The organism is Caballeronia sordidicola, from assembly GCF_001544455.2.
Lineage (GTDB): Bacteria > Pseudomonadota > Gammaproteobacteria > Burkholderiales > Burkholderiaceae > Caballeronia > Caballeronia sordidicola.
Genome location: NZ_FCOC02000003.1, coordinates 110,514 through 130,599 on the forward strand (window position 1 = coordinate 110,514; position 20,086 = coordinate 130,599).

Annotated in this window: 16 protein-coding genes; 8 read left to right on the forward strand and 8 right to left on the reverse strand. The window is 60.2% G+C overall.

Annotated elements, in window-relative coordinates:
• Positions 1 to 89 precede the first annotated feature (89 nt).
• Positions 90 to 2,588 carry a PAS domain S-box protein gene (locus AWB64_RS06830; protein WP_060817886.1) on the forward strand — a complete coding sequence of 833 codons (2,499 nt, stop codon included), beginning with the start codon at positions 90 to 92 and terminating at the stop codon, positions 2,586 to 2,588.
• A gap of 217 nt (positions 2,589 to 2,805) precedes the next feature.
• Entirely contained in the window at positions 2,806 to 4,821 is a 2,016-nt protein-coding gene (locus AWB64_RS06835; RefSeq protein WP_082850407.1) for an AI-2E family transporter, read from the forward strand.
• An 11-nt stretch (positions 4,822 to 4,832) separates the two neighbouring features.
• Here the strand turns inward: AWB64_RS06835 and AWB64_RS06840 are convergent, their stop codons facing one another.
• From AWB64_RS06840 to AWB64_RS06850, 3 genes are all read right to left on the reverse strand, one after another.
• A complete protein-coding gene (locus AWB64_RS06840; RefSeq protein ID WP_060817887.1) occupies positions 4,833 to 5,066 on the reverse strand; it encodes a hypothetical protein in 234 nt (77 codons plus the stop codon).
• A gap of 97 nt (positions 5,067 to 5,163) precedes the next feature.
• Complete coding sequence (locus AWB64_RS06845) at positions 5,164 to 5,964, reverse strand: 3-hydroxybutyrate dehydrogenase (protein WP_060817888.1); 801 nt, start codon at positions 5,962 to 5,964, stop codon at positions 5,164 to 5,166.
• An 81-nt stretch (positions 5,965 to 6,045) separates the two neighbouring features.
• Positions 6,046 to 7,446 (reverse strand): GntP family permease, encoded by a 1,401-nt coding sequence (locus tag AWB64_RS06850; RefSeq protein WP_060817889.1) that lies wholly within the window; start codon positions 7,444 to 7,446, stop codon positions 6,046 to 6,048.
• Between the two features lie 302 nt (positions 7,447 to 7,748).
• Here AWB64_RS06850 and AWB64_RS06855 point away from each other — a divergent pair, with 302 nt between their 5' ends.
• The 3 genes from AWB64_RS06855 to AWB64_RS31875 all read left to right on the forward strand — a co-directional run bounded on the left by AWB64_RS06855 (position 7,749) and on the right by AWB64_RS31875 (position 10,903).
• A complete protein-coding gene (locus AWB64_RS06855) occupies positions 7,749 to 9,194 on the forward strand; it encodes a sigma-54 interaction domain-containing protein (protein WP_060817890.1) in 1,446 nt (481 codons plus the stop codon).
• 106 nt (positions 9,195 to 9,300) lie between these two features.
• Positions 9,301 to 10,554 (forward strand): Fic family protein, encoded by a 1,254-nt coding sequence (locus tag AWB64_RS06860; protein WP_060817891.1) that lies wholly within the window; start codon positions 9,301 to 9,303, stop codon positions 10,552 to 10,554.
• Positions 10,555 to 10,636: 82 nt separating this feature from the next.
• A complete protein-coding gene (locus AWB64_RS31875; RefSeq protein ID WP_060818388.1) occupies positions 10,637 to 10,903 on the forward strand; it encodes a hypothetical protein in 267 nt (88 codons plus the stop codon).
• Positions 10,904 to 11,069: 166 nt separating this feature from the next.
• Here the strand turns inward: AWB64_RS31875 and AWB64_RS06870 are convergent, their stop codons facing one another.
• The gene (locus tag AWB64_RS06870) at positions 11,070 to 11,636 is read right to left on the reverse strand and encodes a lipocalin family protein (RefSeq protein ID WP_060817892.1); all 567 of its coding nucleotides are present in this window, start codon (positions 11,634 to 11,636) and stop codon (positions 11,070 to 11,072) included.
• A 642-nt stretch (positions 11,637 to 12,278) separates the two neighbouring features.
• Between AWB64_RS06870 and AWB64_RS06875 the strand changes: the two genes are divergently transcribed.
• Positions 12,279 to 13,235 (forward strand): AEC family transporter, encoded by a 957-nt coding sequence (locus tag AWB64_RS06875; RefSeq protein WP_060818389.1) that lies wholly within the window; start codon positions 12,279 to 12,281, stop codon positions 13,233 to 13,235.
• Positions 13,236 to 13,329: 94 nt separating this feature from the next.
• On the opposite strand, the gene AWB64_RS06880 is transcribed toward AWB64_RS06875, so the two are convergent.
• Positions 13,330 to 13,599 (reverse strand): DUF4148 domain-containing protein, encoded by a 270-nt coding sequence (locus AWB64_RS06880; RefSeq protein ID WP_060817893.1) that lies wholly within the window; start codon positions 13,597 to 13,599, stop codon positions 13,330 to 13,332.
• 78 nt (positions 13,600 to 13,677) lie between these two features.
• Here AWB64_RS06880 and AWB64_RS31510 point away from each other — a divergent pair, with 78 nt between their 5' ends.
• Complete coding sequence (locus AWB64_RS31510; RefSeq protein WP_157766596.1) at positions 13,678 to 14,028, forward strand: hypothetical protein; 351 nt, start codon at positions 13,678 to 13,680, stop codon at positions 14,026 to 14,028.
• A gap of 323 nt (positions 14,029 to 14,351) precedes the next feature.
• Positions 14,352 to 14,906 carry an NADPH-dependent FMN reductase gene (locus AWB64_RS06885; RefSeq protein ID WP_060817895.1) on the forward strand — a complete coding sequence of 185 codons (555 nt, stop codon included), beginning with the start codon at positions 14,352 to 14,354 and terminating at the stop codon, positions 14,904 to 14,906.
• An 82-nt stretch (positions 14,907 to 14,988) separates the two neighbouring features.
• Here the strand turns inward: AWB64_RS06885 and AWB64_RS06890 are convergent, their stop codons facing one another.
• From AWB64_RS06890 to AWB64_RS06900, 3 genes are all read right to left on the reverse strand, one after another.
• The gene (locus AWB64_RS06890) at positions 14,989 to 16,152 is read right to left on the reverse strand and encodes a hypothetical protein (protein WP_060817896.1); all 1,164 of its coding nucleotides are present in this window, start codon (positions 16,150 to 16,152) and stop codon (positions 14,989 to 14,991) included.
• Between the two features lie 184 nt (positions 16,153 to 16,336).
• Positions 16,337 to 18,646: a hybrid sensor histidine kinase/response regulator family protein gene (locus tag AWB64_RS06895; RefSeq protein ID WP_374728605.1), complete on the reverse strand. Its 2,310-nt coding sequence runs from the start codon at positions 18,644 to 18,646 to the stop codon at positions 16,337 to 16,339.
• 249 nt (positions 18,647 to 18,895) lie between these two features.
• Entirely contained in the window at positions 18,896 to 20,023 is a 1,128-nt protein-coding gene (locus tag AWB64_RS06900; protein ID WP_060817898.1) for a porin, read from the reverse strand.
• Positions 20,024 to 20,086: the final 63 nt, after the last annotated feature.

Consider the following 20,086-nt stretch of genomic DNA (forward strand, 5'->3'; position numbering starts at 1 on the left):
ACTCAGATGCTAAGATTTGGAACATTTCGTCGCATTGTGCGGAAACGTTTATACGCCGTCTGCGACCAACCGGCTTTTTGCTCTGGACCATGCAAAAACCTCCCCTGTTCTCGACGCTGAGCCAGCTTGAGTTCGAGCGCGCCGTCCTGGGACGCGTCGTGGCAGGCATGCCGCTGCATGAAGTGCTCGAGCACGTTATTCATCGGGTGGAAAATCGCTCGGAGCAGCCCATGCGGGCCTCCGTGCTGCTGGTCGACGCTACGGGAAAACGCTTGATTCACGGCGCGGCGCCGAGTCTGCCTGAGGAATACAACCGCATTGTCGATGGCCTAGAGACCGGCCCTTTGATGGGTTCGTGCGGCGCTGCGGCATTCCGGGGCGAGCCGGTGATCGTGGAGGACATCGAAACAGATCCTGTCTGGGCCGCTTTTCGCGATATCGCCCGGAAGTTCGAATTGCGTGCGTGCTGGTCCATGCCCATTTGCGCCGCGGACGGCCGCGTGCTCGGCACCTTCGCCAACTATTATTCGGTGCCCAAAAAACCGTCGGCCGAAGAACTGGACGATATTGCGCAAGTGGCCAGCGTGACGGCGCTTGCAATCGAGCGGCACGCGAGCGACCGGGCGCTGCGGGAAAGCGAAGAGCGTTTGCGCATTGCCCAGCGTGCAGGCGGCATTGGTACCTTCGAGCTGTTTCCGGATACCGGGCGTATGGCGGTATCGGAGGAACTTTGCCGGCAGTGGGGTTTGACGCCTCGCCATGAAACCCATCTCGACGTGCTGCTGGAACTCGTGCATCCCGATGACCGCGCGCGGGTGCTTGCGGCGCATCGCACCATGCCGACGGGCGCGCTGGACTATCTCGAATACCGGATTCATCGCGCGGACAGCGGCGAAGAGCGCTGGATGGCGCGTCGCGAAGAAGCAGTCGCCCACAATAACGCCGGCCTGCGCTTTATTGGTGTGACCTACGACATCACAGACCACAAGCGCTTCGAGGAGCGCCTGCGAGTAAGCGAGACACAACTGCGCCGCCTGAACGATTCGCTCGCCGCCGAAGTCGATGCGCGCACGCGCGAGCGCAACAGCATCTGGCGCAATTCGCGCGACCTTTTTATTGTTGCGAGCAGCGCGGGCGTGCTGCGCGCGGTGAATCCCGCGTGGACCGATATTCTCGGGTTCCGCGAGGACGAGTTGATCGGCAGATCATTTGCGGAAATCGTTCATCCCGATGATGTGCAAGCCACGGACGCCGCGCTGCAGTCCGTCGCGCACACGGGACGCGTGCGCTTCGAGAACCGCAATCGCCATAAGGATGGGTCGTATCGTTGGGTATCGTGGGTCGCGGCGTTCGAAGGTGACACGCTGTATGGCAACGGACGCGATGTCACGAGCGAAAAGGAAACCCGGCGCGCGCTCCAGCAGACCGAGGAAGCGTTGCGCCAGGCGCAGAAAATGGAGGCGCTTGGCCAGTTGACGGGCGGCATTGCGCATGATTTCAACAATCTGCTGCAAGGCATCACCGGTCCGCTGGAACTGATTCGCCGATACACCCAGCTAGGCCGCACGGACGACATCGACCGTTTCATCACGATGGCAACGGGCGCCGCGAATCGCGCGGCGTCGCTGACGCACCGGCTGCTGGCGTTTTCGCGGCGTCAGCCGCTCGACCCCAAGCCGGTGAACGCGGACGAGCTGCTGCATTCCATCGACGATCTTCTCAAGCGCACGATGGGCGAGGCGATCGACACGCGCGTGATCCACAATCCGCATCTCTGGCTCACGCGTTGCGACGCGAATCAGCTCGAAAACGCGCTGCTGAATTTCGCGATCAACGCGCGCGACGCCATGCCGGAGGGCGGCCGCCTGACGCTCGAAACCGACAACGTGGAACTGGGCCGCGAATTCGCCGCGTCGCATCCCGATGTGACGCCGGGACAATACGTGGTGGTATCGGCGTCGGATACGGGCGTCGGCATGCCGGACGACGTCAAGGCGCGCGCCTTCGATCCGTTCTATACGACCAAGCCGCTGGGGCAGGGCACGGGGCTGGGTTTATCGATGGCCTACGGGTTCGCCAAGCAATCGGGCGGGATTGCGACCATTGAAAGCGCGCCCGATGCCGGCACGACCATCCGGCTGTATCTGCCGCGCTTTACAGGCGGCGCGGGCAAGCAGGAATCGGCGACGGCGCTCACGGAAGCGCATCGGGCGGCCGACGGACACGTGATCCTGGTGGTCGAAGACGACACGTCGGTGCGCGAACTTGTGTGCGAGATACTGCGCGACCTGGACTACGAGGTCCTCGAAGCCATCGACGGGCCGTCCGGACTGGCGATACTGAATTCGCGGGCGCGTATCGATCTGCTGGTGACCGATGTCGGCCTGCCGGGCCTGAATGGCCGCCAGCTAGCCGACGCAGCCCGCGCAACCCGGCCCGCGCTCCGGGTCTTGTTCATGACGGGTTATGCCGAGTCGGCCACGCGCGCAAACGGGTTCCTCGACACGGGCATGGAGATGATTACGAAGCCCTTCACGCTGGAATCGATGGCAAGCCGCATCCGGCGCATGGTCACCATGGCGAGATGACCACGCCTGCCGTATCGATATAAATCGGCACAAATCCTTTCGATTGGCATGGCCTTTGCTCATACAGATCGGGCGCGCATATTCCCGAGACCGATGGACACCGGCTCGTGGCCAATTACTCTATAAACCGACGCAGCGCCAGGGCTGGCCTTCCTTGATGGATCGCCGGCGCGACCGCATCATGAACCCCGCTAAAGCTCCATACGAGAACGACGTCATGACACCCAATCCCGTTCCGCGCCGGCCCGCGTCGAAGGTTTTGCCGCCCGAAGCGCCCGGCATACGGGCGCTGCTGTCGCTTGTGACAGGCGTGGTGGTGATCTGCGCGCTGTATTTCGGGCGCGCGGTGCTGATTCCGATCATTCTCGCGGTGTTGCTCAGTTTTCTGGTCGCGCCTTTCGTCGATTTGTTGCGTCGGCTGAAACTGGGACAGGTGCCGTCCGTCATCCTGGCGGTGCTGGTCGCGTTGTCCGTGCTGACGGCGGTCGGCGCGTTGATTGGCGCACAAGTGGCGCAGCTTGCCGGCGATCTTCCGCGCTATCAGGTTGCCGTGGAACGGAAAATCAGCGCTGTGCAGGAAAAGACCGTTGGCCGCGCCGACGCGTTTCTTGGCAAGGCGGCGACGGCGCTCAAGCGGATTTCGCCAAGCCGGCAGGAAGAAATCCGCAAGAGCCAGGAGAACCAGACGGCGTCTCCCATCGATGCGCCCATGCCCGTCGAGGTCCACGAGCCGTCGCCCTCGCCGGTGGAACTTGCGCAGCGGTTCTTGTCGCCCGTGATCAGTCCTTTGGAAACCACGGGCATTGTCCTCGTTGTAGCCATTTTTATCTTGCTGCAGCGAGAAGATCTCCGCGACCGGCTGATCCGGCTATTCGGATCGCGCGATCTGCACCGCGCGACCACCGCCATGGACGAAGCCGCGCGCCGGCTATCGCGCTATTTTCTGGCTCAGTTGGGCATCAACATGGGCGTCGGTATCGTGATCTCGATCGGGCTTGCGATCATTGGCGTGCCGGGTGCGTTGCTGTTCGGCGTGCTGACGGGATTGCTGCGTTTCGTACCATATGTCGGAACCTGGATCGCGGCGTTGCTCGCCGTGGTATTTGCTGCTGCCGTTGGCCCCGGCTGGGCGATGATGATCTGGACCATCGCACTGTTCGGCGTCACGGATGTGGTCGCCGGCCAGGTCGTCGAGCCAATGCTTTATGGGCATAGCACAGGACTTTCGCCGTTTGCGGTGATTGTCGCGGCGATTTTCTGGAGCTGGATCTGGGGGCCGATCGGGCTGGTTTTATCCACGCCGCTGACGCTGTGCCTGGTGATTCTAGGGCGCCACGTGGACCGGCTCGAATTCCTCGATGTGCTTTTCGGCGACCGTCCGGCGTTGACGCCAGCGGAAAATTTTTATCAGCGGCTGCTCGCCAACGATCCCGACGAAGCGCTCGTGCAGGCCGAAACGCTTTTAAAGGAACGCTCGCTGAGTGCGTACTACGACGAAGTCGCGCTGGAAGGCTTGCGGATCGCGCATCAGGACGTGCTGCGCGGCGTGGTGACGGCGGACCAGCTCAAACGCATCAACGAATCCGCGATGGATATTGTCGAAGGACTCGAAGAGGTCGAAGACGTGGTGATGGCTGCGCGGCCCGAGGAAGAACCGCCGGCGAGCCTCGAGATGTCTGATAGCGAGGCGGGCATTGTGCATGAAACGCCGCCGGCTCACTTCGATGCCGTCAAGGAAGGCCATACGTCATCCGTGCTGTGCATTGCGGGGCGCGGCGTGCTGGACGATCTGGCCGCGACCATTGCTGTGCAACTGTTTCGCAAGCACGGATTGGGCGCGGATCTCGCGCCGTACGAGCGTTTCTCGCGCACGCGTTTCGATGACGTTGACTTGACGGGTGTATCGCTGATCTGCGTGATTTCCTTCGATGCCGCTGAATCGCCGCCATATTTGCGGAATTTGTTGCGCCGTTTGCATCAGCGTGCGGGAACGGCGGATTTGATCGTCGGGCTGGTCGTGCCGGATAGCGCGCTGGAGGGCGAGGCGGTGATCAGGAAGACATCGGCGGCGACATCGTTCAAGGAACTGGTCGAGGCGTGCGTGGCCGCGGCGCGGCGTCAGTCAACCGATGGCGTGTCGTGGGAAGGCTTGAATCCGGAAGACCCCGAGCCGGCCGCCGGCGCGGCGAACGCAAAAGCGCCACCAGTCGTTCCGGTCTTGCGGGGCGCTTGAAAAAACACGGCCTAGCGGTTGCCGTCGAAAAGATCGTTGAGCATGGTGTCGAACGCGCCCTGAGCCTCTTCGAGTTCCTGCAGCGCGGCGTCGAAAGTCTGCAATGCGATCTGCGTGGGCCGTCCGTCGCCGTTGGGCGGAAACTGGCTCTGCAATGCCGTGAACGCCGCCTGTACCTGCCGCGTGGCGTTCACGATGCGCTCCATCGCCTGCGCTTCTTCTGTTCGGTTGTGTTCAGCAGTCATCGGAGTCTCCGTTCTGGGAACCCCGATATTACCAACGGATGTGGCGGGCGGCACGCGCTACTCGGGACCGGCCGCTCATCCGCTGCCCGGCCGCCAATCACTGCGAAGTCCATCCGCCGTCGATCTGAAGCGCCGAACCGCGCATTTCATCGGCGGCTTCCGAGCAGAGAAACACCGCCAGCTTGCCAATCTGTTCCTGCGTTACGAACTGTTCCGACGGCTGTTTCTCGCCAAGCAGCTTCGAGCGCGCGGCGTCGGACGACAGATTTTCTTTCGCGGCGATATCGTCGATCTGCTTTTGCACCAGGGGCGTCAGCACGAAGCCGGGGCAAATGGCGTTCACCGTTACGCCAGTGCGTGCATTTTCCAGCGCGGCCACCTTCGTCAAGCCGACAATGCCGTGCTTCGCGGCCACATAAGCCGATTTCCCGGCCGACCCGACCAGTCCATGCGCCGACGCAATATTGATCACGCGGCCCCAGCCCTTATCGCGCATTGTCGGCAATGCAACGCGCATGGTGTGGAACGCCGAGGTCAGATTGATCGCAATGATGGCGTCCCATTTCTCGACCGGAAAGGTATCGATGGTCGCTACATGCTGAATGCCCGCATTGTTGACCAGTACATCCACGGCGCCGAACTGCTCGATGGCAAACGCGATCATGGCTTCTATCTCGTTCGCCTTCGACATGTCCGCGCCGTGATGCACGGCCTTCACGCCGTGCTTCTCGATCTGCGTTTTCGCGCTCTCGATCACGCTTGCATCGCCGAAACCGTTCAGCACGATATTCGCGCCGGCTTGCGCAAGCGCATTGGCGATCCCGAGGCCGATGCCGCTCGTCGATCCGGTGACGAGCGCGGTCTTGCCGGCAAGCAGGGTTGCTGAAGATGAAGTCATGGGCGAGTCCTGTGGAAGAGGAGGGTGGATGGCAACAGCCGAAGGCGCTGTTGCCAAGTTTGCCAGATGTTTTGCCGCCGGTTAAACCAGGCCGGTCGTGTAATACACCGCGATCACGAAGAACACGGCGAGCGTCTTGATGATCGTCACGGCAAAAATATCGCGATACGACTCGCGATGCGTCAATCCCGTCACGGCGAGCAGCGTGATCACCGCGCCGTTGTGTGGCAACGTGTCCATGCCGCCACTCGCCATGGCGACCACGCGGTGCAGCACGTCGAGCGGAATATGCGCCGCTTCCGCACCCTTGATGAACGTATCCGACATGGCGGCGAGCGCAATGCTCATTCCGCCCGACGCCGACCCGGTAATCCCTGCAAGCGAACTCACGGAAACCGCCGCGTTGACCAGCGGATTCGGAATGCTCTTGAGCGCGTCGCTCACCACGATAAACCCCGGCAACGCCGCGATCACGCCACCGAAACCATACTCGGACGCGGTGTTCATCGCGGCGAGCAACGCACCGCCGACCGCCGCCTTCGTACCCACGGCAAAGCGTTCACGCACGCGCCCGAACGCCGTCAGCACGACGAGCAGGATGCCTAGCAGCAGCGCGCCTTCAACGGCCCAGATGGCCACCACCGATTTGATCGGCGTCACGACCGCCGCATGCACACCCGGCAGTACGTCGGGTGCGACCGAATAACTTGCGCCGTACCAGACGGGAATCAGCTTGGTCAACGCGAAGTTCGCGACGCCAACCAGCACGAGCGGCGCAACCGCGAGCAGCGGATTGGGCAATTGCGCGTTTTCCACGCGCTCCGGTTCATTGACGAGCGACGTGCCGTAGCCTTCGCCGGTCGCCATCACCGAGCGGCGGCGCCATTCCAGAAACGCCAGCCCGACCACGATAATAAAGAGCGAGCCGATCGTCCCGAGAATGGGCGCGGCCCAGCCCGTGGTCTTGAAGAACGTCGTGGGAATGATGTTCTGGATCTGCGGCGTGCCGGGCAGGGAATCCATCGTGAACGAGAAAGCGCCGAGCGCGATCGCGCCGGGCATCAGGCGCTTGGGGATATTGCTTTGCCGGTACATTTCGGCCGCGAACGGATAGACCGCGAACACGACCACGAACAGCGATACGCCGCCATACGTGAGCAACGCGCACACCGCCACGATCACCGCATTGACGCGCGTCTTGCCGATATACCGGATGGCGGCGGCCACGATGGATTCCGAGAATCCCGACAGTTCGACAACCTTGCCGAATACCGCGCCAAGCAGAAATACAGGGAAGTACAGCTTGACGAAGCCGACCATCTTTTCCATGAAGATGCCCGAAAACACGGGCGCGACGGCGGCAGGTTCAGTAAGCAGGACGGCGGCGAGGGCGGCGAGCGGGGCCACCAGGATCACGCTGTAGCCGCGATAAGCGGCCAGCATGAGAAACGCCAGCGCGGCGAGAACGATGATGAACGACATTAAGTCTCCGATACTTGTTGTGGGTTGCTTCGTGCGCATCCTGGGCGAATGCCGTTCCGGAAGCGGTGCGCCCCTAATGCAGCATTCGTGCCAATGCCGGCGCAGACTGGCTCTTCGAGGTTAAACAGCGCATATGACGATGTACATGCCGCGTTTGTCCATGCATCGAGACGAAATCGTTTGGAAAGGGCGCTAAAAATTGCGTTGAATTTCAGCCGAACGGCCGGTAGTTTAATGCCTTGCCGTGTTTCCACGTTTAGAGATATTCTGTCTCGATATCGAGAAACCTCTCGGAGACACCGATGCTCAACGACTGGACGCATGTCCCCGTCGATTACAGCGACGTTTTGCGCCGCGCGATGGATTCGCTTTTCAAGACTTTCGAAAATTTCAGTGAAGGCACGTTTATCGTCGATAAAGACGCGCGCGTGGTCTGGATCAACAAGCGCTATGCGGCGCGTTTTGGCTTTGGGGACCCCGAAGACGCCATCGGCCGCGATTGCGAAGCCGTAATTCCAAACAGCCTGATGCGCGAGGTCGTGACCACCGGCAAGCCGATCCTGCTCGACCTGCTGGAAACCGACCGCGAACCGCTGGTCGTCACCCGGCTACCGCTGAAGGACGATTTCGGCAAAACGGTCGGCGCGATTGGCTTTGCGCTCTTCGATGAAATGAAGGCGCTCACGCCCTTGTTTTCGCATTACTCGCGCGTGCAGCAAGAGCTTATCGCCACGCGGCAATCGCTTGCCCAGGCGCGGCGTGCTAAATACACATTCGCGAGTTTTGTCGGTACGAGCACGGCGAGCCTGGATGTAAAACGCCAGGCGCGGCGGGCGGCGCAAGTCGATTCGCCGGTATTGCTGTCGGGCGAGACGGGTACGGGCAAGGAACTGCTCGCACACGCAATCCACGGCGCGTCGGCGCGCTCGGCGCGTCCGCTTGTCTCGGTGAACGTCGCGGCCATCCCCGATACCTTGCTCGAAGTCGAGTTTTTCGGTGCGTCGGCGGGCGCTTATACCGGCGCGGATCGCAAAGGGCGCGTGGGCAAGTTCGAACTCGCCGACGGGGGCACCTTGTTCCTCGATGAAATCGGCGACATGCCGCTCGCCCTTCAGGGCAAATTGCTGCGCGTGTTGCAGGAGAAGGAGTTCGAGCCGCTCGGATCGAACCGGATCGTGCGCACCGATGTGCGGATCATTGCGGCCACATCGGCGGATTTGCCCGCTCTCGTGGCGAGCGGCCGGTTTCGGGCGGACTTGTTTTATCGGCTGAATGTGCTGGCGATCCATGCGCCGCCGCTGCGTCAGCGCGTGGGGGATATCGAGGCGCTTGTGTACGCCATGCTCGAAGAGCTTTCCGCCGATGCCCGTCCGCGCCACGCCGGCCAGTTCGTCCTTCACGACGATGCATTGCGCCTGCTGTGCGCCTATTCGTGGCCGGGAAACGTGCGCGAATTGCGCAATGCGCTGGAGCGCGCGGTGATGTTGTCGGACAGCGAGCATATCGATGCCCGCGCATTGGGTTCGTTTATGGGCGAGGAAACGGTGACGCCAGAGCCTGAACCGCCACGGGCGTCCACGGAGGAGGAGACCGTGCCGTATGCACAGGCCATGGCGTCGTTTGAAAAGCAGTTTCTTACCGATGCCTTGCATGCAAGCGGCGGCCGGGTTGCCGAAGCGGCGCAGCGAATCGGCATTGGGCGGGCAACGATGTATAAAAAAATCGTGGCGCTGGGAATCGCGGTCTAGCGTTGATTTTCACACTCGAATGATTCGCCAAGAGATTCGCCACGGTACAGCTATCTATTTGTAATATAATGGTTTTCAGGAAAATTTACTGTCCCAAAGATTCGCCATGATATTCGCCAACAAGGCCATGACACCTGCCGATTCGAAATATCCGTATTACGCGGTCCATCAGATGCATCCAATGCTGCCTTCCGCGCTGAAGATGGATGCATTGCGTCCGTTGGCGGCCGATGTCATTGGACAGGCGAAGGATCTGGCTGCGCATGGCATGCCGCATTTGCGGGCGCTTTTGCGCGAAGCGCTGCGGCCCATGAATTCCTACTATACAAACAAGATCGAGGGACAGCATACGGAGCCGCTCCTGATCGAGCGGGCGCTGCACGAGGATTTTTCCGCCAAGCCGGGGGAGGCGCATAAACAGCGCATCGCGGTTGCGCATATTGGCACCGAGCGCTGGGGCGAGGACACCTTTCCTGCATTCGATTCCGCATCGTTCTTCGAGGGCTCGGTCGTCCAGTCGATTCATCGGCATCTGCACAATCAATTGTCGGCGCAAGACCTGCTCCAGACAGGCGATGACGGCAAAGAGGAAAAAATCACGCCGGGCGCCTGGCGCGACAAAGGCGTCAAGGTTGGCGCGCATATTCCTCCGGATCCGGCAACAGTGCCTCGGTTCATGGAAGAGTGGACAAGCGGGTATCGCTACGCCCGGGCCGGGGAAACGGCCGTCATCGCGTTGACGGCGGCGCATCACCGGCTTGCGTGGATTCACCCTTTTCTAGACGGCAACGGCCGTACCGCGCGATTGCATACGCATATCGGTTTGTCGGCGTTAGGGCTGACACAAGGCCTCTGGTCGCCCATGCGCGGCTTCGCACGCGAACAAGCGGCTTACTACCAATATCTGATCGCAGCCGATCAGCGTCGCAAAGGCGACTATGACGGCAGGGGCGTGCTGAGCGAAAGCGGGCTGGTTGAATTTATAGACTTTTGCATGAACCTCTATCTGGACCAGATCGGTTTCATGGACGGCATGTTGCAAATGCAGGCGTTCGAAGCAAGACTCGCCCAGATGCTGGCCGCTGAAGCAACCAAGGCCGATACCCGCTTTCTGCGCGTCGAAGCTGCGCAGCCGCTTGCTTATCTAGGCAGCGTCGCGTCTATCGACAGAACCCGCTTCAAGGCCATGATGGGACTCGCGAGCCGAACTGCGGATCGCGCACTGGCCGATCTATTCAAGCTCGGCATTGTCAGTTCAAAAACGCCGAAAGGGCCGATCGAGCTGGCCTTGCCGCTCAAGCTGTTCCGCTATCTCTTTCCGCGCCTCTGGCCCGAAGCCGAGGTCGATACGGCAAGATAAACCGCGACCTCCAAAGGCAAGCTGAAAGCGCCGCATGGCATACTTGCGGCATCAGAAAAACAGCGACAAAAGGGGGTATCGGATGAAGCTTTTCAGCGTTTTTGCCGCGCGTTCCGCGGCGCTAGTGCCGCTTTTGGCGGTGCTTTCCGCGTTGTCCGCATGCAGCAGCGCGCCGCCGCTTTTTTCATCCGACGGACGTCCGACTTCCATGATCCAGTGCCCGAGCAGCGGCGGATGGAGCAACTGCCAGGAAAACGCGCGCGCCATGTGTGCGGGCAGCTACGACGTTCTCGATCAAAGCAGCGAAAACGGCCAGAACGGATTGCTTATTGCGTGTCGGGCGAAATGAACCTGCGTCTGTGGATAAATTCGCTGACTAGTTCAGGTCCAATCAACCTGAATTCAATTGCGCAGCTGATTCAATCAATAAATACTTCTCGGCTCGAAGCATCGAACTGGCTATCGGTTTTCGTACTCGAGCGCCATCTCCACGACGCGCTATCGATGACTGATGTTCAATGCAGCGTCTCGCGCAAGAGCGTCACGTCGTAGCCGAGCTTGCGCGCACGGTCGATCAACGCCGTTCGTATCGCCGCCGACGGCTTCGCTTCACGCGTAAGAATCCATAGATAACGTCCGCTCGGTTCACCGACGATGGACCACGTATAGTCATCCGCGTGATCGAGCACCCAGTAATCGCCCACATAGAACGGCCCGAAAAACGAGACTTTGAGCTTGGCGTTATGCGAGTCCGCGACGACCTTGGCCTTGCCTTCCGATGACTTCGGCGTCCCGTTCACGCCCCCATGACGGCAGGAGTTGATCACCGATATCAATCCGTCTTCCCGCTTTGCATAGTTTGCGGTAACTGCTTCGCAGCCGCGTTCGAAGCGGTTTTCATAGCGCGCGAATTCGTACCATTGCCCGAGATATCGATCGAGATCAACATCCTTGGCGGGCTCGGGCACCTGCTCGTTGCCGCTCTTGCTGCTCCCCGCCATCGCGCAAGCGGCCAGCGCGCCCAGTCCGCCGATCACCAGCAAAGCCGCAGCGCCGATGGCGACGGATCGTTTGAATTTCATCTGTGTCCTCATTGTGTGTATGCAGTGGCGTTGAGCTGTGAGCAAGCTTTGTTCCGTTATTTGTTCGATAAGACAAGGTCCCGCATAAGCTCACCTCTAGCGTTTGAACTGATGGATGAAGGGTATCCGAGAAGCCTGTTAGCAAAGGTGTCGATGTGTATCAACTGTTTTAACAACAGGTCGCAAGCTATTGATCCCGAACACTTTAATGCCCGGACTTCGAGCTGGACCGGATCGGACGCATCGCTCTTCAAGTGTCTTCTAAAGACTGCGCAATGGGGTCCCGTATTCCCTCACCTGAAGATGTAAAGCCTCACCGGCTTGCCTTACGTGTCGTGCTGAACGCAACGCGCGCGCGGCGCACAGGAGCAAGGTCACGGGCTTGCCGCCAGCAAGCCCATAAGCTTGAAAGCCTTATGGGTAAAGGATTTCAAGCCGATACATAACCTATTCGATGAACTTCGGCGCGATCGCGCATCTAGTTAGCGATACTTGCAATCGGCTTTGGCGTGAGCTTTTGCATCGGTGCGAAGCTCACCTCGCGCGGCTCCCGAAATCGCTCACCTTTGGAAACTCGCCCAGCGGTGACTTGCATCTGCCGCTATGCTTTGCGCCTTGCCCAATCAAGTCGCGCTCTTACTCATGCCGTTGCTGGTCTCGTCGCTGTTCAAGCCGCTTCTCACCATCATCCTTCCTGTGTTCGCACTCATCTTCGCGGGCTATGCCTGCCGCAAGACGAATCGGTTAGGGCCGAATGCCTCGTCGGAACTGAATCGCTTTGTCGTGTATCTTGCGTTGCCCGCGCTGCTCTTCGACATCATGGCCACCACGCCCTGGCGTTCGCTGGACCAGCCTGCGTTTATCGCTGCGTTCGGAATCGCGGCTGCCGCGATCTTCTTGCTGACCTTGCTGGCGAGCTTGAAGAGATCGAGCCATCTCGCCGATGCCAGCCTCGACGCGCTCAACGCTGCTTATCCGAACGCCGGATTTATCGGCTTGCCTTTGTGTGCGCTTGCGTTTGGCCACGCGAGCCTCGCGCCTGCGGTGATCGCATTGATCCTCACGGTATGCGTGTTGTTTGCCGTGGCTATCGTGTTGATTGAACTTGGCTTGCAGACCGAGAAGCACTTTGCCGCGACGTTAGGCAAGGTGGTCAGATCGCTCGTAACCAACCCGTTGCTGTTCGCGCCGTTCGCCGGATGGCTATGCAGCGGCGCGGGCCTCGCCATCCCGGGCGGCGCGGATACATTCCTCAAGTTATTGGGTGCGGCGGCAAGTCCATGCGCGCTGGTCGCACTTGGCTTGTTTCTTGGCGAAAAGTCGAAAGGCGGCGCGGCCGGAAAGACTTCTATGCTGGTCATCGCCAAGTTGATCGCGCAGCCGCTGCTCACTTGGTGGCTGGCGTTTCACGTGTTCGCGCTGCCGCTCTTATGGGCAAAGACCGCGGTCATGCTTAGCGCGCTGCCAACCGGAACGGGGCCGTTCATGCTGGCGGAGTTTTATCGGCGGGAAGCGGGTGTGACGTCGAGCACCATTCTGTTCTCCACGCTGATTTCGCTCGTGACCGTCACGTTATGCCTTGCCGCCATCACACACTGACGCGCATAAAAAAGCCCGGTGCTTGAGTACCGGGCAAACCTCATCGGAGCGAGGTGTGAGAAAAGCTGTTATGACGCGAAGGCCGTGGTCTTGACTATTGCGTACTGATACGCGCGCTGTTCGCCTCGGTGACGGACGTCCCGACTGCACGTCCAGCGTCTGGCGACCTTGCTGCTTGGTAAGGCAGCAACTCCGGATAGCTTTCCGAATGAATCGCATCGAGTTCGCCCCTGTTTCGCGCCGCAATGAGCTCGGCCTTGACCTCAGCTCGCGTTTTCGGCGCAGTGTTCGAAGATTGAGCGAAGGCGCTGGCCGATGAAGCCAGTACAGCGACAAGCAAACTGCCAATAAGCACGCGTTTCATGTGAGCCTCTGATTTTCAAGAAGGCGCGCCTTGCGCCATCGATATGAATCAGTCTATTCACATGACTATCGAAGACCAATGTCGATTAAGAAAACATATTGTTGCCGCAGGCGCATGAATGTGAATTTTGTTTGCCAACGGCGTGCGTGTCTTGACGTACACCCTTGCGCATTTTGTAAAGGATATTTCCGGTACCTGGCGTTTTTCTGCGGCGGCTTCGTCCGTATGCTCGGTTCTGCGATCCAGCAGCAAGTCAGCCGGACTTCATCAGTCAACCGAGGTATTGCCATGAAACGCGTTTTTTCCGTCTTTGCTGCTGTCGTTCTTCTTGCCGCCGCCAGTGCGGTGAACGCCGTTGAAACTTCAAATTCGCAACCGGCCACGTGTCAAGGCCCGGCGTCGCAGTGCAATGTATTTTTCGGCCATTGAGTTCCAACGGTTTCGCCGCAGCGCTCCTAGCCTTCTTCCGCCAAACTCGTGGCGGTTTAGTGCGAATTATTAAACATCTTCAAAGTTGTCCACAATTTCTGTGGACAACTTTGTGGAAATCATCTCAAAAAGAGCGTGAAAGCGGCACGTCAGGCGGGTTCCGCTTGAATTGCTCAATGCGAGGCCAAAGCGCCCGCTAATCGCGCTCCTGCTGCGTGCTTCGCGTTGTTCAACATCGCAGTCGCAATAGCTGCCCGCTACTTGCGCGCCTATGATATTCGTGGTGCCCCATCACCTGTTCAACTCAGTCAGAGGGAATATCTATGGCCTACAAGATCGCGGTTGTCGTTGGCAGCATCCGGCGTGATTCGTTCAACAAGCAGCTGGCGCACGCATTGATCTCGCTCGCGCCGCAGGATTTCTCGTTCGAGTTTCTCGATATCGCCAGCCTGCCGCTTTATAGCCAGGACTACGATGCCGATTTTCCAGAGGCGGCGCGAACGCTCAAGCAAAAGATATCGGAGGCGGACGGGTTGCTGTTCGTCACGCCCGAGTACAACCGTTCAATTCCCGGCGTGCTGAAAAATGCGCTCGACTGGGGTTCGCGGCCGTGGGGACAAAGCGCGTGGGCGAACAAGCCGGGTGCGTTGATCGGGACATCCGTGGGCGCGATCGGCACGGCGCTCGCGCAGGCGCATCTGCGTAATGTGCTGGCGTATCTCGATGTGCCGCTGATGGGTCAGCCGGAAATGTTCATCAAGCACGATGAGAGCCGTATCGATGCAAGCGGCAAGATCGTGAACGAGGATACCCGCAAGTTCCTGCAGGCTTTCGTCGATAAATACGTAGCGTGGGTCAAACGGATCTCAGCGGCATAAAGGCACAGCAAAAAAGTAGCAGCCCGCCAGAGCGGGCTGCTACTTTTTAAGCGAGTTGGTGGATCAATCAAATCGCCCTGAGTTACGTATGGTGATGCCCCGTCACGCGATCCCAGCCGTGACGCACCGCGAGCTTGAAACGCTCCCACGTGTCTTCGCCATGCGGATTGCGGCCTTGCCAGTCGCGTTGCAACTCGGTTTCCATCGAATCGTCCCAGGTCCGGCCACGATAACGCTCGTCGTTGCCAAGTGTGGCGCCATACCGGTAGGCATCTTCGTATTCTTCGTAGCGCGCGCCCGTAGCTGCGTAGCGTGATTCGTAGTCGGTGCGGAAATCGTCTTCATACTCCATATATTCATCGGGCATGGAGTTTCGGGACAGCGGCAGATCGGGCCTGAGCGGATCGGTTGCAGACTGGCTCAGCGATCCAGCCACGGGCGTGCCCGCTTCACTGCGTTGCGCCGATGCCTCGGTTTCATCGAGCGGGTCAACTGGGGTGACGGGGCGCCAGCCTTGCGTGGTTTCATCTTTTGCCGGCCACACGGAACCGCTGGTCATTGGATCGCCACCGGTCGCACGATAGGTCGAATCGCTGCCGCCCGCGAACGGATCGCGTGCAACGGGGCTGATCGGGTCAAGCGGGTCGACCGGTTCCAGCGCGGCAGGGTCGCCTTGATCCGCGCGAGGATAAGCACGCGCACGCGAGTCATTACGCGCCGTGGCAAGCGGATCGGCGGCCGGATTGACCGGTCCGCGTCCCGGCACGGCGCTTCCCGAGCCCAGCCCAAGCTCATCGAGCAGCGAATGATCGCGGTCGTCGGCGGTGGTGTTGATCGTGCCCGGATTATTCAGGGCGCCCCAGCTTGCAGCGCGTTCATCGATATCGATTGCACCTTGCTCAGCGAGCGTTTGCCGGGCCGCGTTGGCGCGTTCTTCCGACGGCGTATTCACAGCCACCAGTATCCCGCCACGCCGCACCGCTTCCGAATAATGCGCGACCTCGGGCGGCTGATCGCGGCCACCGAACAGCATCGAGAAGAACCGTTCTATATTCGCCAGCACGCCGCCTGTTTCCGGCGGTTGTACAGCGCCGGCAGGTTCAAGCGCCGGGTCCGCCGGTGACGAAGGTTCCGGCGCGGCCTGGAGTTCGATGTCGCCACGGGCAAAACCCGAAGCCACGAGCGCACTGCGCGCGACTTCGGCCTGATCGTAGGTGTCGAAGATACCGATAACTGTGTGTCGCATGGCTGCCTCCCTGGGTGGCCTTGGAGTAAGTTGCGACGCGTTCATACGCATTCGCCGCAAGTCTCGCTGAGGATCGCAACTCCCGTGCCGGGTCGTGCGACTGGCGCAGGCGAGCCACCCCGGCGTGCCGGTTCCCGCTGATCCCCCCGGAAATCGCCGACGTTTTTACAAACCGTGAGAAAACTCAGTGCGGCGCTTCGCCGTGTTCCCGGTCGGCGCGTGCGCTTAGGTCTTCCCGGATGGTCTGAAGAAGCGTATCGAGCAGGCCGATATCGAATGGTTTCGACAACACGCGCGCATCCACATGCCGCGCCCGGTCGAGTTCTTCCGCGTAGCCGGTGACAAGGATCACCGGCACGCGCGGCGTGCGCGTTTGCAGGATCTCCGCCAGATCGATGCCGTTCAGCTTGCCGGGCATATGGATATCGGAGAGGACGACATCGAATGGCGGTGAGTCGACCGTCGCGGGATTGCCGCGGGCGGCGTCGAGCATTGCGATTGCGCCGTCCGCGTTGAAGATATGCGTGACCTTATGATTCATCATCGATAACAACGCTTCCGTGCCCGCGGCCACTTCCTCGTTGTCTTCCACCAGCAGTACACGCAAGCCTTTCGAGTCGCTGGCCGTGGTGGCGTCGTGCGGCACGTCGGCTGTCTGCTCCGCCGATGCGCCCGCTCGGGGCAAATAAAGCCGTACCGACGTGCCCGCGCCCACGGCGCTGTCTATGGTCGCCACGCCGCCCGCGCGCTCGCAGAAGGCGAACACCTGCGGCAGTCCAAGCCCGGTTCCCATGCCCTTCGACTTGGTGGTGAACAGCGGTTCGAATGCGCGGCCAAGGATTTCGGGACCCATGCCGTCTCCGGTGTCCTCGAGCGTCAACTGGACGAATTCGCCGACAAGCGGAAAGCCATCCTCATGACGAAACTGGACGTTGTCCGCACGAACCGAGAACGTGCCGCCGTTGGGCATGGCATCGCGGGCATTTACAGCAACATTGATGAGCGCGAGTTCAAGCTCGGCGGCATCGACGCGAATTGGCCAGACATCCGTATCCGTTTCCAGATTCAGCGCAACCTTGGCCCCAAGCGACGCCTTCAGCAATTCGCGGCACGCCGGCAGCCATTTGCCGATTGCGATGGTTTCATTGCGCAGCGGCTGCTTGCGCGCAACGCCGAGCAACTGGCGCGTGAGCGACTGGCCGCTTTTGAGCGCGCGTTCCATGGCGGACAATTCGCGGTCGAGTCCCACCGCACCGCGCCGGCGGGCAATCTGCACATTGGTGGAAAGGATCATCAGCAGATTGTTGAAATCGTGCGCGACGCTGCCGACCAGATTGCCCAGCGCTTCCATCTTGCGCGCCTGCCGGTAGGCCGATTCAATGGAACGTCGCATCGACGCTTCCGCCTGCCAGCGTTCCCACGCATCTTCTTCGTTGGCGAGACGCCGCAGCGAAAGCCAGATCACGCCCCAAAGGACCACGCAGGGCGCGAACAGCGACAGCATCAGCACGCTGACGTGTTGATACCAGGCCGCCCAGATGGTCGCGACCGGATAGCCGCTCGACACATACACCGGGTAATTTCCGACGCGCCGGAACGCGACCACTTTCAACTGGTTATCGAGCCCGGAACGCATGCGCACGACACCCGCATGGCGCGCCGACGAATACGCTTCGCGCAATGGCGAACTGGCGGCGAGCGCCATGCGGTTTGGCGGACGCACCGGATACCAGGCCAGCACGGCGCCGTCGGCCCGAGTCAGGCCAAGCGACACGCTGGTGTTGTCGCCCAGCAGTTCCCGATAAAACCCCGCGAAATAGCTCGGGCGCAGCGCGATGGACACAATCCCCGCAAATTTGCCGTCCGGCGTCTTGCGCGGCACGGCGGTATTGAACACGCTTTCGCCCACGACCTTGCCCTGCATGACGCTCGAGACATTCTCGATGGCCGGATGATCGCGCACGGCAATGAAATCCTCGCGCGTTTCTATTGAAACGTCTGGTGTCGGGAACACGCGGCTGGTCGCGATCAACCGTCCGTCCGCGCCAATGATGCTGACCGCCGCCACTTGCGGATAACCGCCGCCCATCGACTTGAGTTTTTGGTGAATGGAAGCTTCGTTGCTGCGCAGTGTCGCGTCGTCCAGTCCGTCGATCAGATCGATGACCCGCGCGTTGAGCGTCTGGTTCATGTCGAAAACTTTCAGCGCATGTTCTTCCGCGACGTGCGCGTTGCGTTCGGCGATTTCGGCGGCATCGGCTTCGCGCGCCTTCAGGTCGCTCCATGACATGGCCGTCACGTAAAGACAGGGCAGGACAATCGCGGCGATCAGCAATACGCGTAACGTGGCGCGCTGAGCGGCAAAGTTGCGCTCGGGCACCACCGGGAACGGCGGCTCGTCTTGCCAGTGGTCAGCGCCCGTTTCCTCGCGATGCGGCGTCATGGATTTGTTTTCGGTCTGGTCGGAATATGGCTGCGCTGGATACTCGCGCATAAATCATGCCTTCAATCTGACGACAACATGCGATGATTTGCTTGTCGTGATCGATAAAGACGATTTTATTTTAGTCGAACAGGTTCGCAGGACAGGGAATGAGACGGTCGAATTGAATGATGAGTTCCAGCTGAAATTCAAAATCTGGTGCGGAACAAGGACGAGGATATCGATCGATTAAATCGCAGAGCGGGGTGCGAAATAATCGATCGGATTTTTTCTTTCTGTTCGCAACGGAGCAAGCGCCTTTTAAAACCGATGCCGGAGCCCCAGCGCCAGAACGGTTTGTGCGTCGCCGGAAGCGGGCGATTGGCGATTGATATCGGCGGTCAGGCCCGAGCCATTGCTTGCCAAATGCTGATAAAGCGCTTCTGCATACACGTCGGTTCGCTTTGAACACGCATAGTCGAGCAACAGCGAAACCTCGTTCCATTTGGGATAGAAATTACCCTGACGATTATCGAGTTTGCCTGCCGTGTAGGTGTATGCGCCAGTCAACGTCCAGGCCGGTGTAAAGCGATACATCGTGTTGATCTCGAAGTTATCGAAACGGGCGTTGGCGTTGGTCTGCGTAATTCCCAGACTGCCGATTCCGTTGATTGTCTTCAAGCCATCGAATTGGGAACGCGTCCAGAGGAAATCAATTCTGGCGGTCCCTGCCTGATAGGTGGCGCCCGCGCCAAAGGTCCGCTGAAGCGCTGCAATGAAGGTTCGGTCCGAGAGCGTCACGGCGCCGTCGGTATTGCTGCCCGCCGTGTTGTTCACCTGCAGGTACGCCGCCGCGATCTTGAGATTGCCCGTTGCGTACGACGTCCCCGCGCTCCAGGCGCGGTTGTTGGCGAATTCGCCTGCGTCGTTGGAGAAGCCGTATAAGCCGCTGACGCGTAAACCGCCGAACCATTCGTTGCTGTATTTCACCGAATTGTTGACGCGAAATCCATGGTTCAGGTTGTCGTTGTCGTAGGGATGTGCGGCGAGGTTATTACTCACGGGTTTATGCAGCGGCGCGAGGAACTCCACCACGGAGTCGTACTGCCGTCCCAGCGTCACGCGCCCAAGGCGCTGGTCGTCAAGTCCCACGTAGGCCTGATAGCCAAACTCGCGGCCGTTCTGCGTCGCCGTGCCGTTCATCAGGTTAAAGCCGTTTTCAAGCCGGAATATGGCTTTCGCGCCGCCGCCGAGATCTTCAGCGCCGATAAACCCCCAGTGGCTGCCTTGCAGATCGCCGCTCGTCGCCGACACGCCCGAATTCCCGTGTTGATTGCTGGCGTAGGAAAAGCCGGCGTTGATCACGCCATACAACGCGACGCTGCTCTGTGCATGCGCCGCGCACGCGTACCCCGCCGCGCATGCGGCTATTGCTAAAGTCTTTTTCATTTTCCCCTGGCTTTTGATAAGCCGTTCGCGCGCGTCGACGCGATGCCTCGAGAAGGCATCGAA